The sequence below is a fragment of the Corynebacterium bovis DSM 20582 = CIP 54.80 genome (assembly GCF_030408615.1).
Lineage (GTDB): Bacteria > Actinomycetota > Actinomycetes > Mycobacteriales > Mycobacteriaceae > Corynebacterium > Corynebacterium bovis.
Map to the genome: position 1 here is coordinate 1,718,728 of NZ_CP047187.1, position 14,178 is coordinate 1,732,905.

Annotated in this window: 10 protein-coding genes, 1 tRNA gene and 1 CRISPR repeat array (1 of these 12 only partly in view); of the genes, 1 reads left to right on the forward strand and 10 read right to left on the reverse strand. The window is 71.9% G+C overall.

Going from position 1 to position 14,178, the window contains the following annotated elements; genetic code table 11:
- Positions 1-436: a CRISPR direct-repeat array (repeat unit 28 nt; unit sequence GGATCATCCCCGCTCACGCGGGGAGCAC) (it extends 339 nt beyond the left edge of the window).
- 81 nt (positions 437-517) lie between these two features.
- The 10 genes from cas2e to CBOVI_RS07005 all read right to left on the reverse strand — a co-directional run bounded on the left by cas2e (position 518) and on the right by CBOVI_RS07005 (position 10,894).
- Entirely contained in the window at positions 518-880 is a 363-nt protein-coding gene (gene cas2e, locus CBOVI_RS06960; protein WP_010265703.1) for a type I-E CRISPR-associated endoribonuclease Cas2e, read from the reverse strand.
- A complete protein-coding gene (locus CBOVI_RS06965; protein ID WP_010265701.1) occupies positions 877-1,632 on the reverse strand; it encodes a CRISPR-associated endonuclease Cas1 in 756 nt (251 codons plus the stop codon). Before CBOVI_RS06965 ends, cas2e begins: the two co-directional genes overlap by 4 nt.
- Positions 1,583-2,305, reverse strand: a complete 723-nt coding sequence (gene cas6e / locus CBOVI_RS06970) for a type I-E CRISPR-associated protein Cas6/Cse3/CasE (protein WP_010265699.1) — start codon at positions 2,303-2,305, stop codon at positions 1,583-1,585. The genes CBOVI_RS06965 and cas6e overlap by 50 nt, the downstream gene beginning before the upstream one ends.
- The gene (cas5e, locus tag CBOVI_RS06975) at positions 2,306-3,004 is read right to left on the reverse strand and encodes a type I-E CRISPR-associated protein Cas5/CasD (protein WP_029157726.1); all 699 of its coding nucleotides are present in this window, start codon (positions 3,002-3,004) and stop codon (positions 2,306-2,308) included. It abuts the gene before it with no gap.
- A 5-nt stretch (positions 3,005-3,009) separates the two neighbouring features.
- Positions 3,010-4,119, reverse strand: a complete 1,110-nt coding sequence (gene cas7e, locus CBOVI_RS06980) for a type I-E CRISPR-associated protein Cas7/Cse4/CasC (RefSeq protein ID WP_010265695.1) — start codon at positions 4,117-4,119, stop codon at positions 3,010-3,012.
- 164 nt (positions 4,120-4,283) lie between these two features.
- Positions 4,284-5,012, reverse strand: a complete 729-nt coding sequence (casB, locus tag CBOVI_RS06985; protein WP_125186066.1) for a type I-E CRISPR-associated protein Cse2/CasB — start codon at positions 5,010-5,012, stop codon at positions 4,284-4,286.
- Entirely contained in the window at positions 4,990-6,798 is a 1,809-nt protein-coding gene (gene casA, locus CBOVI_RS06990; protein ID WP_125186067.1) for a type I-E CRISPR-associated protein Cse1/CasA, read from the reverse strand. Before casA ends, casB begins: the two co-directional genes overlap by 23 nt.
- A 231-nt stretch (positions 6,799-7,029) precedes the next feature.
- Positions 7,030-9,813: a CRISPR-associated helicase Cas3' gene (gene cas3, locus CBOVI_RS06995; RefSeq protein WP_157998197.1), complete on the reverse strand. Its 2,784-nt coding sequence runs from the start codon at positions 9,811-9,813 to the stop codon at positions 7,030-7,032.
- Positions 9,814-10,171: 358 nt separating this feature from the next.
- Positions 10,172-10,244, reverse strand: a tRNA-Val gene (locus CBOVI_RS07000).
- Between the two features lie 221 nt (positions 10,245-10,465).
- Positions 10,466-10,894, reverse strand: a complete 429-nt coding sequence (locus CBOVI_RS07005) for a DUF3052 domain-containing protein (protein ID WP_010269317.1) — start codon at positions 10,892-10,894, stop codon at positions 10,466-10,468.
- Positions 10,895-11,291: 397 nt separating this feature from the next.
- On the opposite strand from CBOVI_RS07005, the gene aceE reads away from it, so the two are divergent.
- On the forward strand, positions 11,292-14,174 hold the full coding sequence (gene aceE / locus CBOVI_RS07010) for a pyruvate dehydrogenase (acetyl-transferring), homodimeric type (protein ID WP_125186102.1): 2,883 nt from the start codon (positions 11,292-11,294) through the stop codon (positions 14,172-14,174).
- The last annotated feature ends 4 nt before the right edge of the window (positions 14,175-14,178 follow it).

The window sequence follows — 14,178 nt, forward strand, 5'->3', positions numbered from 1 at the left end:
GGGAGCACCAGGCACCTGCCGGACCGACACTCAACGAAGCAGGATCATCCCCGCTCGCGCGGGGAGCACCTATGCAGAAGACCGCACACCTGGCCGACCATGGGATCATCCCCGCCGACGCGGGGAGCACACGAATGATCTGCGGGCGGCGACGTCCCAGATGGGATCATCCCCGCTCACGCGGGGAGCACATGAACGCAGCGATTGACGTCATGCACAGCCGCGGATCATCCCCGCTCACGCGGGGAGCACGCGTACGTCCGCCATGACTCGAGCGGGGCTGTGGGATCATCCCCGCTCACGCGGGGAGCACGGCGGCTCGGAGCTCACGGGGGGGTGACCATGCGGGATCATCCCCGCTCACGCGGGGAGCACGACATTCTCACCGGTGGTTACCCGTGCCAGCCGGGATCATCCCCGCTCACGCGGGGAGCACACTTCCTGACCAGGGATGTTAGTACACGAGAAGCCAGATTTCATTCAATGTCGATCAGCGCCCTCACGTCAGCACCAACCATCACTGCAGATCATCCGCTCGTCTGGTCCTGCCGTCGCGCTCCCGCGAGGCCCGTGACCAATCGCCGCGGGTCCGCGACGTCCGGTCACGGCCCGGCCGACGAAACAGGACCAGGCCCTCGACATCAACCGGTTCCCACTGCGGTTTGTGAACCTTCACGGCGTACCCCTGCTCGCAGATGGTGGTCGGGTACGTCATCACCGCCCGACCGCCGTCCATGTTCACCTGGATCATCTGCCACAGCTCGTCCCGCACTCTGGCACTCACCTTGCCGACATACACTCCGGTCGCCACTTCCGAGAGCCATCGCGTGAGGTGACCACGCACCCGCTCCGGAGGAGACGTCAACACCACGGTGATCACGGAGCCTCCCGTCGCGAAGGGCCGCCGGGAACCTGGTCAACCCCGTCTTCCGGTGCGTAATTGACACCGCCCGCCACCGTCTCGTCACGTCCGTCCCACAGACCAATCACGTCGGCCCACAAGTCGGACTCGTCAACCTCATCGTCGAGGAGCAGCGTCCGGAGATCACGGGACATCGTCTCCGCAAGCCCGGCCGTGCGGAACTCGTCTCGCATCGCTCGACGGGTAACCGAACCGATGTTCACACCCACGGTGCGGCCTTCCCGTTCGAGCGCCGCCACCGTCCGGAACGCCACCGGGACGCTGACCTCCGCCTTGTAGAGATCCGCGAGATCGTAGACAAAGCTCCGGTCATGGCCGGTGTGGACGAAGCCGAGACCCGGTGAACATCCGAGGGCCACGTCCAACCGCTTCCGCGACGACGTCACCTTCTCGGCCTGTGCACGCAGCATCCGGTCCGACCTCGCGATGGACCGACCGTGCGCGTAATAACGCACGCCCTGCTCACCAACCCAGACCAGGGAGCACCCTGAGTCAGCGACGACGCCCACCGCCTGGTGGGTTAGCCGCGTCCCGGGCCCCAGCAGCAGCACGCTCAGTGCGGACACCGGGACGTGCAGAACGCCGTCATCGTCGGTCGCGGTCAAGGCACCACCGTCCCGGCCGATCGTGCAGTGTTCCAGGTACAGGAAACTGACCCGGTCAGAGGCGCGGGTGAGCTGCCGCGGCGTCGACGGTGGCAATCCGGTCATGCATCACCCCCCCCGGACCGGCCGGTGCGGCCGGGGCGAGCGTCACCAGGCCGCAGCCGTAGGCCTTCGCCCGGCCGAGTCCCTCACACAGGACCGTCCTCAGGGCCCCCGGATCGGTGACCTCCAGCAGACCGTCGTACGTCGCCCGTTGCAGGGTGACCCGGCCCCGGCCCCGCCGGAAGGTCACCTTCTCCCGCCCGGTGACGACCACGGTCGGCTCACCGGACTCGAGCCGGGGGAAGGACACGCCCAGGCGGTCACACCGGTCCTCGAGCCACGCCCGCTGGTACGCGGCCGTGACATGCCCGAGCCGGCGTTTCCGCCCGTCCGGGTCGGTCACGACGTGCGTCGGGTTCGCGGTGAGCCGGAACCGGTACCGCTGCCCGGCCTCGAGCCGGTCGAGCAGGGGCCGGTAATCCCTCACGACCCCGGTGTCCTCGGCACTCCACCCGGCCTGTTCCCGGAGGTGGTCGAACGAGGGCGCATCCCGGCTCACCACGTACAGCTCGTGGTTGTGCCCCACCCGGTCCAGGCGCCACAGCACGCGACCGTCACCGTCGTGACCACGGTCGGGCCAACACGCCATCACGGCAGCGTGGAGGGCCTGCGGGTTCGCGACCAGTTCCCGGGACCCCCGCCGCTGCGGGTTCATGGTGAATCGTGACAGGTACATTCACAGTCCTCCCAGCACAGCGAAGGGGTCATGGTGCTCGGGGCTCCGCCCGGAGGGGTTCTCGACGGCCACCCAGTCGTGCACAACCCCGCGGAGGGCGTAGCGCCGGTTCCGCGGATCGAAGCTGACGGGGACGTCCCGCACCATCGTGTCGGGCTCCTCCCCCGCGACGCCGTCGCGGACCACGGGCAGCTGGACGTGCGTCGGCTGGCGGCGCCGGTACCACTCAGCGGCGAGCCACGGGGCCTCGCGGAGCGTCTCCACCAGGCCGGACCCGCGGATCTCCCGCGGGACCGGCGCGGCCGGCGGGCAGGCGCGACGGCCGAGGAACAGCGGGAAGCGGGGCGCGCGCAACGCCGCCTGCAGCTCCTCCAGGACGTCACGCTCCCCCTCGACGACCGCGGTGAACTTGTAGTCCTGCAGGTAGTCGCGGTAGCTGAGCGGATGGCGCTTCCCGGTCCGCCAGTCGGTCTCCGTCTGGAAGTCCCGGCCGACCCGGCCCTGCTGGTCGGTGCGGACACCGAAGGACAGGGTGAGGAGGTCGTCGAGGGAATCCGTGCGGGACCGGCCCTGGGCCGCGGCGAGGAGGCCGACGACGCCGCTCTTCGTCGGCGCCCGTTCCGTGGTCCGGTACTCGAACCGGCCGCTGGCTCCCCATGCCTGCAACGGCCCGTCGAGAGCCAGGATGAGTGTCGGCATGACCGTCACTCCCCGTCGGCGTCGCGCACGGCCGCACCCGCGCGGGCGACAAGCTCCGGGAACGTCTCCCCCACCGACCCCCGGTCGGCGAGGACGCCGGCGGTGTCGGTGTCGAGCTCGCCGCGGGCGAGGGTGAACGACGACGCCGCCGGCCGGGTCCCGAAGGCGTTGTCCCCGTCGGCCGCGGCCTGCGCGAGGACCCGGACCGCGGCGTGGGCCGCGCCCCCGCCGGCGTCGACGGGCGTCTCGAAGGCGGTGACGAGGGACACCGGCTGATCCTGCCGGACCTCCATCAGCACGAAGTCGGGCCGCGTCCGGTTGGCGAAGGTGTTCTGCTTGCCCGTCGGCATGCTCTCCACGAAGGACCGGGTGAACGCCTCGACCGCCCGCGCGGCGGCCTCGCGGTCGCCGATGTTCCGGACGAGGTTGTCGACGTCGATCGTCGCGTACCGGTAGAGCGTGGAGGAGACGAACTCGACGGTGTTGATCATGCCCGCGCCGGGGTTGTCCTCCGGGGCGTTGTCGTCGACCGCGGTGAAGTAGTCGAACTCCGGGGCGGCGGTGTGGACGCTCAGGGCGTGGGCGACCTGGCACGCGGCGTCGACGTTGGCCTCCGGGGCGGCGGCGATCATGCGGCCGAACAGGGCGATGTCGATCGACTGCGGGGCCTTCTGGAGGACGGACTGGTCCTGCTTCTTCGAGACCTTCTCCCCGTCGGCGATGCGGAGGGCGAGCTCCGCGAGGGCTGAAATGTCCCGGCGGGATAGGAACAGCATGTAGCTCGTCGTCGCCTCCTTCTTGCTGTCCATCTTGATGCCGGCTTTGGTCAGGGATTTAACGGCCTGCCGGAGACTCGTCTCCTCGTCCGTCTCCGGCCGGAGCACCCGGATCTGCTCGGCGATCCGGGACGCAGCGAATTTCGTCCGCTCGCCCAGTTCAGAGGCGTCGAATGTGCGTGCGAAGTCGTTGCGGACCGCGCGCTTCCAGGCCTGGCTGGACACCCGGTGCCGGCGGGTGCCGCCGAAGACGGCGGACTTCGGGCTGCCCGTGTCGTCACGGTTGATGCACGACGGCGGGACGAGCTGGATGACGTGGAGGTCGATGTAGGTGCTCACGGTGGTTCCTTTCAGTGAACATGAGAAGTGTGGGGTGGGTGGACGGCCGTGGCGGCCGGTCGGGTGGGTGGTCGGGTGGACCGGGTTGTGTGGGGATGTGCACGGTGCCGTCGACACTCACGCGGTGTGGGGTCGGTCCCGGGAGGGTCCGGTGCCGGGGGCGGTCACGCCGGGGTCGTGGTCGGGTCGGTGCCGGGTACGGTCACACCGGTCGCGGTGTCGGGGGCAGTGTCGAGGGCAGTGTCGGTCGCGGTGTCGGTCGCGGGGCGGTAGGTGTACAGCCCGCGGCCCCAGGCCCGACGGACCGCGTCGCGACGGTCGTGGTCGTGGACGTCGTACAGGTCACCGGCGAGGCGCGCGTAGTCCAGCGGCACGCCTGCGGCGCGCATCTGGGTGACGAGTCCCCGTAGGTGCCACACCATCTCCTCCACGGAATCCGCGGTGACGAGAGCGGTGAAGCGCCGGATGACCGGGCTGGTGGTGAGGTCGGCCCCACTGCGGTACGCGAGGTCACGCACCGCCTCGCCGAAGCCCACGCCCCGGCGGTGCATCGGTGCGACCGCCGACTGCTGGTGGACCGCGTAGAGGCACAGCGCCACGTGCACCGCGGTCTCGGCCGCGCTCGGGTCGTCCCCGCGGCCGACGAGCTCCGGGGGCAGGTCCGCCATCGTGATCTCCCAGACCTCGGGCACCGATCCGGCGGGGCGGGCGACGGCCCGGCGGAGCCGGGCGGCGGTCGCCCTCCCCCCGGAGGTGCCGGCCTCGAGCCGGGCGCGGAGCGCGCCGAGTCGCGCCGCGGTGGTCTCCTCGACGAGGCCGCGGCGGCCCGGGCGCCGTCCGCCACGGTCGGGGCCGGTGTGCGCCCGCACCTCAGGCGTCGATGTCTTCGTCATCGGTCTTCCTTTCACTGTGTGTCTCTGGGGTTGCCGCGGACCCGGTGTCCGCGGTGGCTGTGGTGCGGACGGGGTCGCCGAGGATCGTGCGGAGAGCGCGGCTCAACCGGTTCTGGGCGACCGCGGCGGAGATCACGCCGGTGCCGTCAGGGCCGGGCCGACCGGCCCACACCTGCGGCCCCTGGGCCCTCACGATCTCGTCGGCCAGGTCCCAGGCGATGCTGCGGAGCCGCCCGCCCCACTCGGCGAGAGCGGCGGCACCGACCTCCCCGTCCCCGGTGTCACCGGTGGCCGGGGTGTCGTCTCCGTCGCCGATGTCGGCGAGCCACCGGCGGAAGGGGGCGTCGACGGTGTCGAAGAAGCGGAGGCGGACGTCGTCGACGCCGCGCTGACGGCCACCGCCGGCGGCAGTGCGGACGCCGTCGCCGCCGCCCTGACGGCCACCGCCGGCGGCGGTGCGGATGTCGCAGCTGAACTTCGTCAGCTCCCACGCGACCCCTTCGGTCCGGTCGACAGCGGTCCGGACGACCGCCCGCAGCGCCTCCCCTTCGATCCCGAGCAGGGGCGACCGGACGGTGAGGCTGTCGTTGAGGACGTCCGAGAAGCTCGACTGACTGTTGCCGTACACCGGGGACACCATCTCGACCCGGACGATGCGGTCCCGGGGGATGACCTCGTCGACCACGAGCCTGGCGAGCCACTCCACGGTTCGGGCGGGTTCGGCCGCGGGGGCGCCCTCGGCGTACTTCTGGTCGACGGTGGCGACGTCCGCGTTCGGCAGGATGCCGCCGAGCGACCGCCACATCGCCCGCCCCTTGTCGAGGGTCTGCGGCACATACCGCAGCGCCTTCGTCTCATTCTTCTGCGGGTCGCTGAACCGCCACGGGGTCATCATCTCGGAGCCGTGGATCATCGTGGAGTCGACCGGGTCACCGTTGCAGACGAGCACACCGTCCACCGTCGGGGCGGCAACGTCGGTGCTGTCGGTGGTGGACCAGAACAGCCGGATCCGGCGCTGGGGCCAGGTGAGCAGCTCCACCGGCCCCGGGGACAGCACCCCGGGCCGCGCCGCCGACGTCAGCGGCGGCATCTCCCAGACCGGCAGGTCGTCGGTCCCCGCGGACTCCCGGTGGGGGACGTAGTTGAGCAGCAGCGTCTCGCGCAGCGAGTCACCGTGGATGACGGTCCCGCCGTACCGGCCGCAAACGGCGACCCCCTTCGTGTAGCCAGGTCCGTTGTTGACGCGAGTGTCGCCGACCGCTCCGGTCTTGGTCCCGGCGTAGTCGTAGGCAGAGCAGTGGATGAGGCACCGTGCGGCCTCGGCGGCGCTGATCCGGGTGACGTCGGTCCGCAGCGAGAACATCCCGCCGACGTCGGGGATCATGAGGCTCACCGGCTTGTGGTAGCCTTTCGCGGTGTGCAGGTCGGCGACCTGCATGAACGGCGTCTCCGGGTGGCGGAGGTCGAACCGCCCGCGCACGGTGTCGAGGTACCGTTCGACGTCGTCGTCCCACAACGACGCTGCGGTCCACTTCTCGTCCCAGTGGTCGAGGGCGTCGTCGACGTTCCGCCACCGGGCGTCGTCCCAGGCGCGGTAGAGCACCGCGAGGAGGACGCGCAGGACCGCGAAGTTCATCGTCGCCAGGTCGCTGGCGAGCGCACGGTAGCGCCCGGCGTTCTTCAGGACGTCGGTGAGGGACACCTCCGCGGTCGCACCGTCCTCGGTGACGACCTGGATCCACGGTTCATCCAGCAGGTTGTACGTCGGGGACGTCGTCGGGTCCACGGTGCTCCCCCTTCCTGTGCAGGGGGTGTCCCGTCATGGGGTGGGTCATGGTCAGGTCCTTTCGGTCGTGTCGTGTCTGTCGGGTGGGGTGTTCCGGGTCGAGCGCCCGGTGCGTGCCGGTGCCGCCGGATCAGCCGGTCGTGCGCCCGGTGCGCGCCGGTGCCGCCGGTCGTGTGCGCCGGTGTGTCCCGTGCCGGTCGGCCCGGGTCGTGTGCGCGTCCGCGCTTGTCGTCAGGGCCCCATACCGGCGCCCCCTCCCGGTTCCGTCGTGACGACCAGCCCGAGCGTGTCGTCGTACCTCAGCACCCGGTCCCCGAGCCGCCGGGTGAGGTCCTCCCCCAGCACCAGGGCCTGGCATCCGCGCAGCCACCGCGACCGCGCCCAGGAGGCCACCGCGTCCTGTTCGAGTTCCCTGATGCCGTCGCGCCCGCGGACGACCCACGCCGGGAGGCGCACGGTGCACCGGGCCAGGTCACGGGCGGTGTCGTCCGGGACGGGGCCGTCGACGGGCACGTCGGCGGCGGTGAGACCGGCCAGCGGACGGATCCTGTCCCCGGCGCGCCGGACGAGCACGACCTCCGGGCCGTCGTCCGCGTCACGGACCTGGGCTGCGCCCACGCTCTCGTCGGCGACGGACATCGTGGAGGACCACCGGTCGAGCGTCCCGCCGCCCGGCGGGGGGATGAGCAGCGCGTCCGCCCGGTGGCGCCGTCGCTCGTCCCGTTCGTCCTCCTCGCGCCGCGCCCGGTCCCACCGCTCCCGCCACGCCTCCGGCACGTCGGGGGTCCCGGAGTAGGCGAGGTCGACGAGCCCGGCGACGTCGTCGGGTGAGGTCACCCCGCCACGGGACCGGGCGACCCGGCCGAGCAGCAGCGCGCCGGCGAGCAGCCGGCTGTCCCCGTACACGGCGGCGACCCCGGCGGGGAAGACGGGCGGCGGCGCGGACTCGTCGGGCACGCCGGCGCCGAAAACCAGCACCCGGGGCGTGGCCAGGTCCGGGGGCCGCGTCACCCCGAGGTCCCGGTGGCGGTGCACCCGGCCGATCCGCTGGATGATGAGGTCGACCGGGGCGATGTCGCTGACGAGGGCGTCGAGGTCGAGGTCCAGTCCCTGTTCGATGATCTGGGTGGAGATGACGATGAGCCGCCGCGGCCTCGTGCCCAGCCCCCGCCGGCCGAGGGCGGCGACGAGGTCCGCCTCGATGCGGGCCCGCCGCCCGGCCGGGAACCGGGAGTGCAGCAGCACCACCTCCCCGGCCGCGACGTCCCCGGACGCCGTGACGAGCCGGTACAGTTCCTGCGCGCGGGACACGGTGGAGCACACGACGCCCACGCATCCCCCGTCCCCGGTGAGGTCGCGGACGGTGGCGGCCATCTCGGGCAGGTCGCCGTCCCGGAAGTCGATGCGGGTGAACCGCGGTCTGCCGTCGGTCCCGGGGACGGTGACGCGCACGCCGGAGGCGCTCACGGCCGTGAGCCGCGGGTAGCCGGTGTCGTCGGGGACCGCGGGCGGAGACCCGTCCGAGCCGGTGAGCCCGCGGTGGTACGCGGCGACGAGGGCCTCGCGCTGCCCGCGGGGCAGGGTCGCGGACAGGAGGATCACCGGTGACCCGTACGCCCCGAGCCACTCCAGGGCGCGGTGGAGGTAGCGCTGCATGAAGGAGTCGGCGGCGTGGACCTCGTCGACGACGACCACCTTCCCCGCGAACCCCGCGTGGCGCATCGCGAGGTGCCGCGACCGCAGCGCCGCGACGAGGAGCTGGTCGATCGTGCCCACCACGACCGAGGCGAGCAGGGCCGTCCTGCGTCCCCGGAACCACGCGGTGGCCTCGACCCCGGGAGCGGCCGGGTCGCCGTCGTCGCAGATGCACGTCGGGTCCGCGGCCTGCGCCGACAGCCAGCCGGCGGCGTAGGACCCGTGGAGCTCGGCCTTCCCGTGGGCGAGGATGAGCGACACCGGCGCGGAGGGGTCACCGGTGGTGAGCCAGGTCCGCACGCGGTCGTACATCGCGTCGGAGGTCACGCGGGTCGGCTGCGCGAAGAACAGGCCGTCGAGGTCGAGGCGGCGGGCGAGGATCTCCGCCGCGGCGAGCGCCGCCTCCGTCTTGCCCGCCCCCGTCTCGTTCTCGATGACGAGCATCCCGGGCCCGTCCAGTTCCGTCGCGGCGCGCACCGCCGCGGCCTGGACAGGGCGGACGACGGAACCGGCCGGGAGACCGAACCGCCGGGCGAAGGTCGTGGCGTCCCCGTCACCCGGCCTCCACCGGCCGCCGAGGTCGACGGCGGCGCGCCCGCGCGCGGCCCGCACGGCCGGGGGCACCTCCTGCAGGTCGTACGGGAACGCCGTCTCGCTCGACGCGACCCAGTCCGCCGCGATGAGCGCGCCGGTCACGGTGACGACGTCACGGTCCTCCCACGGGACCGCGGCGAGCGCGGCGATCTCCCGGTCGCCGATCCCGTGGTCGTCGACGAGCTGGTCGAGCATCCGGTGGCGGGCCTGTGACCAGGCGGCGGGCTCCCGGTCGAGGAGGGTGCGGACCCGTTCGAGCGCGGCGTCCGAGGGGAAGACGCCGTGGTGTCCCCCGACGACGGCCCGCCACCCGCGGAGGGTGCGGCGGGGCACCCGGCGACCCGCCCGTGCGCGCAGCCAGTCGGCGAGCGTCAGCGCCCCGACGAGCGGGTGCGGCGCGGCGGTGAGGTCGGCCTGCGGCGGGTCACCCGTGAACCCGGCGCCACGGACGCGTGCGTACAGTTCGGGAACCTTCGGCTGGAAGTACACGGACACCTTGCCGACGTCGTGCGCGAGGGCGGCGAGGACCATGACGTCACGCCAGGACGCCTCCCCGAGGCGGCCGGCGACCCGGTCGCGCAGCCCCGCCGGGACGAGGGTGTCCGCGACGTGGCCGATCACCGACGCGGTGTCCCGGAGGTGCGCGAGCACAGGCAGCCACGCCGCTCCCCCGGAGCTGGACTTTCCCCAGAACAGCTCCAGATCAGGTGCCGGACGGTGTCCCACACGAGCCTCCTCAGACGCGACGGAGAGACACATCGTGCCCCTATCTTCCTGTCAGGTTGAGCTCAGTGTAGCGCCGGTGCTGCCACCCGGATCCGGAGCTCGAACAGATGTTCGACGCACCCCTCCCCGGGCCTGCCGACCCCCGGCAGCGGACCCCGAACGCACCCCACCGGTGCCGGCGTCGTCACCCACCCCGCCCGCACCTGAACCGGCCCCGCGCACCCGGCGGCGGTGCCGGCGTCGTCACCCACCCCGGCCCACCTGAACCGGCCCCGGACCTGGCCCTCCCCACCCCGGACCGGCCGCATCCCCACGTGACCGATCACCCCCCGGTGTCCCCCACGCCCCCGCATGACTGTGCGCGCTGACGGGTTCGAACCGCCGACCTGCTGGGTGTAAACCAGCTGCTCTTCCAGCTGAGCTAAGCGCGCCGCCCCGGCCCGGGTGCAGTCCCGGCCGGATGTCCGTCGACCCCCGGGGCGTGTCCGGCCCGGCGACGCAGCAGGTCACCGGGGCAGGTCCCGCCCGGGAGGCGTCGACGAAGGAAGAGGGTAGCACGGGACAGGGACCGTGCCCGCACCCCGCCGACACCCGACGGCACCCGCCGCCGGCACCCACCGGCGACCCCGCGCCGGCGACCCCGGCGCCCGCGTCACCGCTTCGTGCCGGACCCCACGAGGCAGGCGCCCTGCCAGTCACCGATACGGTTCGCGCTGGTCTGGACCAGGCCCGCGAGCTGGGCGGATTCCGCGATCTCACCGGTCTCGACCGTCCCGGCCGTCCCGGCGGCGGGGGTGAGCAGCCAGATGCGCCCGTCCTCGCCCAGGTTGCGGGTCGCGTCGACGAGGCCGTCGACGAGGTCGCCGTCGCCTTTCCTCCACCAGAGCAGGACGACGTCGACGATGTCGTTGTCCTCCTCGGTGGAGAGCGGCTCACCGATCGCGTCCTCGAGGGCTTCGCTGATGCGGCTGTCGCAGTCCTCGTCCCAGCCGATCTCCTGCACGGCCTGACCGCGCACGACGTTCATCACGTCCGCCCAGTCACGGTCCTCGTGCATCTTCGCGCCGGAGGCGTCTCCCACAGTTATCGTGCCTTTCCTTCGTCCTGTCGGCCGGGTCGGCGGCACCGGCCTCCCGCCGCCGTGGCGGACCGTCCGGCCCGTCCACGACGCACGCGACGCATCCGTGCAGCACCCGTGACGCGGCACACCCCGACGGAGCTGCTGCCGGCCCCGGTGTGACCGATTCCACGCGACCCTGGTTATCCGTCACAGGATATGCCAATGACGTGGGGAATTTCCAGGTATCGCGAAGCTCGGCCCGCCGGGTCGCCGCGCGTCGGCGGAATCCGGTCCGGCGGTCCGGGCCTCGGGACGACCCGTGCTGACGTAGAGTGGCGGGAGACAACCGCGACCGTCGGATGACCACATTCCGGCAGGTCGCACGACCATTCTGGAACCCAGGAGGCACACCATGGCCATGGACGACGATCAGAACGGCGCCCCCCACGCGCAGGGCACGGGCACCACGGGCCAGGACCCGCGACGGGACAGCAACGTCGCCCTTCTCCGTGACGGCGTGGCCTCCTACCTGCGGGACTCGGACCCGGAGGAGACCCAGGAGTGGATGGACTCGCTCGACGGTCTGCTCGACGAGGCCGGCCCGGAGCGCGCCCGCTACCTCGTCCTCCGCCTCCTCGAGCGCGCGACGGCCAAGCGCGTGGCCCTCCCCCCGCTGACGTCGACCGACTACGTCAACACCATCCCGACGTGGATGGAGCCGGACTTCCCGGGCGACGAGGAGATCGAGAAGCGCTACCGCCGCTGGATGCGCTGGAACGCCGCGATCATGGTGCACCGCGCGCAGCGCCCCGGCATCGGTGTCGGCGGCCACATCTCCACGTACGCCTCCGCGGCCGCCCTGTACGAGGTCGGCTTCAACCACTTCTTCCGCGGCAAGGACCACCCGGGTGGCGGCGACCACGTCTTCTTCCAGGGGCACGCCTCGCCGGGCATGTACGCCCGCGCGTTCCTCGAGGGCCGCCTGTCGGAGGAGGACATGGACGGCTTCCGCCAGGAGGTCACCCATCCGGGTGGGGGTCTGCCCAGCTACCCCCACCCCTACGGCATGCCGCACTTCTGGGAGTTCCCGACGGTCTCGATGGGCCTCGGCCCGATGAACGCGATCTACCAGGCGCGGTTCAACCGGTACCTCCACGACCGCGGGCTGAAGGACACGTCGCAGCAGCACGTGTGGGCCTTCCTCGGCGACGGGGAGATGGATGAGCCGGAGTCCCGGGGCCTCATCCAGACCGCCGCGGTGAACAACCTGGACAACCTCACGTTCGTCATCAACTGCAACCTCCAGAGGCTCGACGGACCGGTCCGCGGCAACACGAAGATCATCCAGGAACTGGAGTCCTTCTTCCGTGGCGCCGGCTGGAACGTCATCAAGGTCGTCTGGGGCCGCGAGTGGGACCGCCTCATCGAGGCGGACACGGACGGTGCGCTGGTCAACGCGATGAACACGGTCCCGGACGGGGACTTCCAGACGTTCAAGGCCAACGACGGCGCGTACGTCCGCGAGTACTTCTTCAACAAGGACCCGCGCACCGCCGAGCTCGTCAAGGACCTCACGGACGACGAGATCTGGCAGCTCCACCGCGGCGGCCACGACTACCGCAAGGTCTACGCGGCGTACCGGCGCGGGATGGAGACGAAGGACCAGCCGACGGTCATCCTCGCCCACACGATCAAGGGCTACGGGCTCGGCCACAACTTCGAGGGCCGCAACGCGACCCACCAGATGAAGAAGCTGTCCCTCGACGACCTCAAGCTGTTCCGCGACAAGCAGGGCATCCCGATCTCCGACGAGGAGCTGGAGAAGGACCCGTACCTGCCGCCGTACTACAACCCGGGCCCGGACTCGGAGGAGATCCGGTACATGCTGGAGCGCCGCCGGGAGCTCGGCGGGTTCCTGCCGGAGCGACGTGACACGTACGAGCCGCTGGAGGTCCCGGAGGTCGACGCGATCCGGTCGGTGCTCAAGGGGTCCGGCAAGCAGGAGGTCGCGACGACGATGGCGCTCGTGCGCATCTTCAAGGACCTCATGCGGGACCCGACGATCCGCGAGCGCCTCGTGCCGATCATCCCGGACGAGGCCCGCACCTTCGGCATGGACTCGTGGTTCCCGACGCTGAAGATCTACAACCCCCACGGCCAGCAGTACACCCCGGTCGACCAGGACCTCATGCTGAGCTACCGGGAGGCGACGGACGGCCACATCCTCCACGAGGGCATCAACGAGGCCGGGTCGGTGGGCTCCTTCATCGCGGCCGGCACGTCGTACGCGACGCACGGCACGGCGATGATCCCGCTGTACATCTTCTACTCGATGTTCGGCTTCCAGCGCACCGGTGACTCGATCTGGGCGGCGGGCGACCAGATGGCCCGCGGGTTCCTCATCGGCGCGACGGCCGGCCGGACGACGCTGACCGGCGAGGGCCTCCAGCACATGGACGGCCACTCCCCCGTCCTGTCGTCGACGAACCCGGCCGTGGTGAGCTGGGACCCGGCGTTCGCCTACGAGCTGGCGTACATCATCCGGGACGGCATCGACCGGATGTACGGCCCGGGCCGCGGGGAGAACGTCATCTACTACCTCACCGTGTACAACCAGCCGATGAACCAGCCGGCCCGCCCGGAGGACCTCGACGTCGAGGGCCTGCTCAAGGGCATCTACCTGTACTCCCCGGCCGACCGGTCGGTCGGCACGGGCGCGGAGACGGCGGGGTCCGTGGGGGCGGCGCCGCAGCGTCGTCACCGGGCGACGATCCTCGCCTCCGGCGTGGGCATGGGCGAGGCCGTGCGCGCGAAGCAGATCCTCGAGGACGACTACGACGTCAACTCGGCGATCTACTCGGTGACCTCGTGGAACGAGCTCGCCCGGGACGGCCAGCACCGGGACCGGGAGGCGCTGCGCCACCCGGACGAGGACGCCGGGCAGCCCTTCGTCCGCACCGCCCTGGCCGACGCCGAGGGCCCGGTCGTCGCCGTGACGGACTTCTCCGTCGCGGTGCCGGAGCAGATCCGCAAGTGGGTGCCGGGTGACTACTCGGTGCTCGGCTGCGACGGCTTCGGGTTCTCCGACACCCGCGAGGGCGCGCGCCGGTATTTCAACTCCGACGCCGAGTCGGTCGTCGTCGCGGTCCTCGCCGGGCTCGCCCGGGCCGGGGAGGTCGACGGCGAGGTCGTGACGAAGGCCGCCGAGCGCTTCCGGCTCACCGACCCGACGGCGGTCCGCCACGTCGACGCCCCCGCCGACGGCCCGGCCGTCGCCACGACCCCGACCACGGAGGACTGACGCG

What these genes read in the sequence shown, in the direction of transcription:
- casB (WP_125186066.1), bottom strand. Translation starts at nt 5,012, where the DNA reads ATGACGAAGACATCGACGCCTGAGGTGCGGGCGCACACCGGCCCCGAC.
- cas5e (WP_029157726.1), bottom strand. Translation starts at nt 3,004, where the DNA reads ATGCCGACACTCATCCTGGCTCTCGACGGGCCGTTGCAGGCATGGGGA.
- aceE (WP_125186102.1), top strand. Translation starts at nt 11,292, where the DNA reads ATGGACGACGATCAGAACGGCGCCCCCCACGCGCAGGGCACGGGCACC.
- cas6e (WP_010265699.1), bottom strand. Translation starts at nt 2,305, where the DNA reads ATGTACCTGTCACGATTCACCATGAACCCGCAGCGGCGGGGGTCCCGG.
- CBOVI_RS06965 (WP_010265701.1), bottom strand. Translation starts at nt 1,632, where the DNA reads ATGACCGGATTGCCACCGTCGACGCCGCGGCAGCTCACCCGCGCCTCT.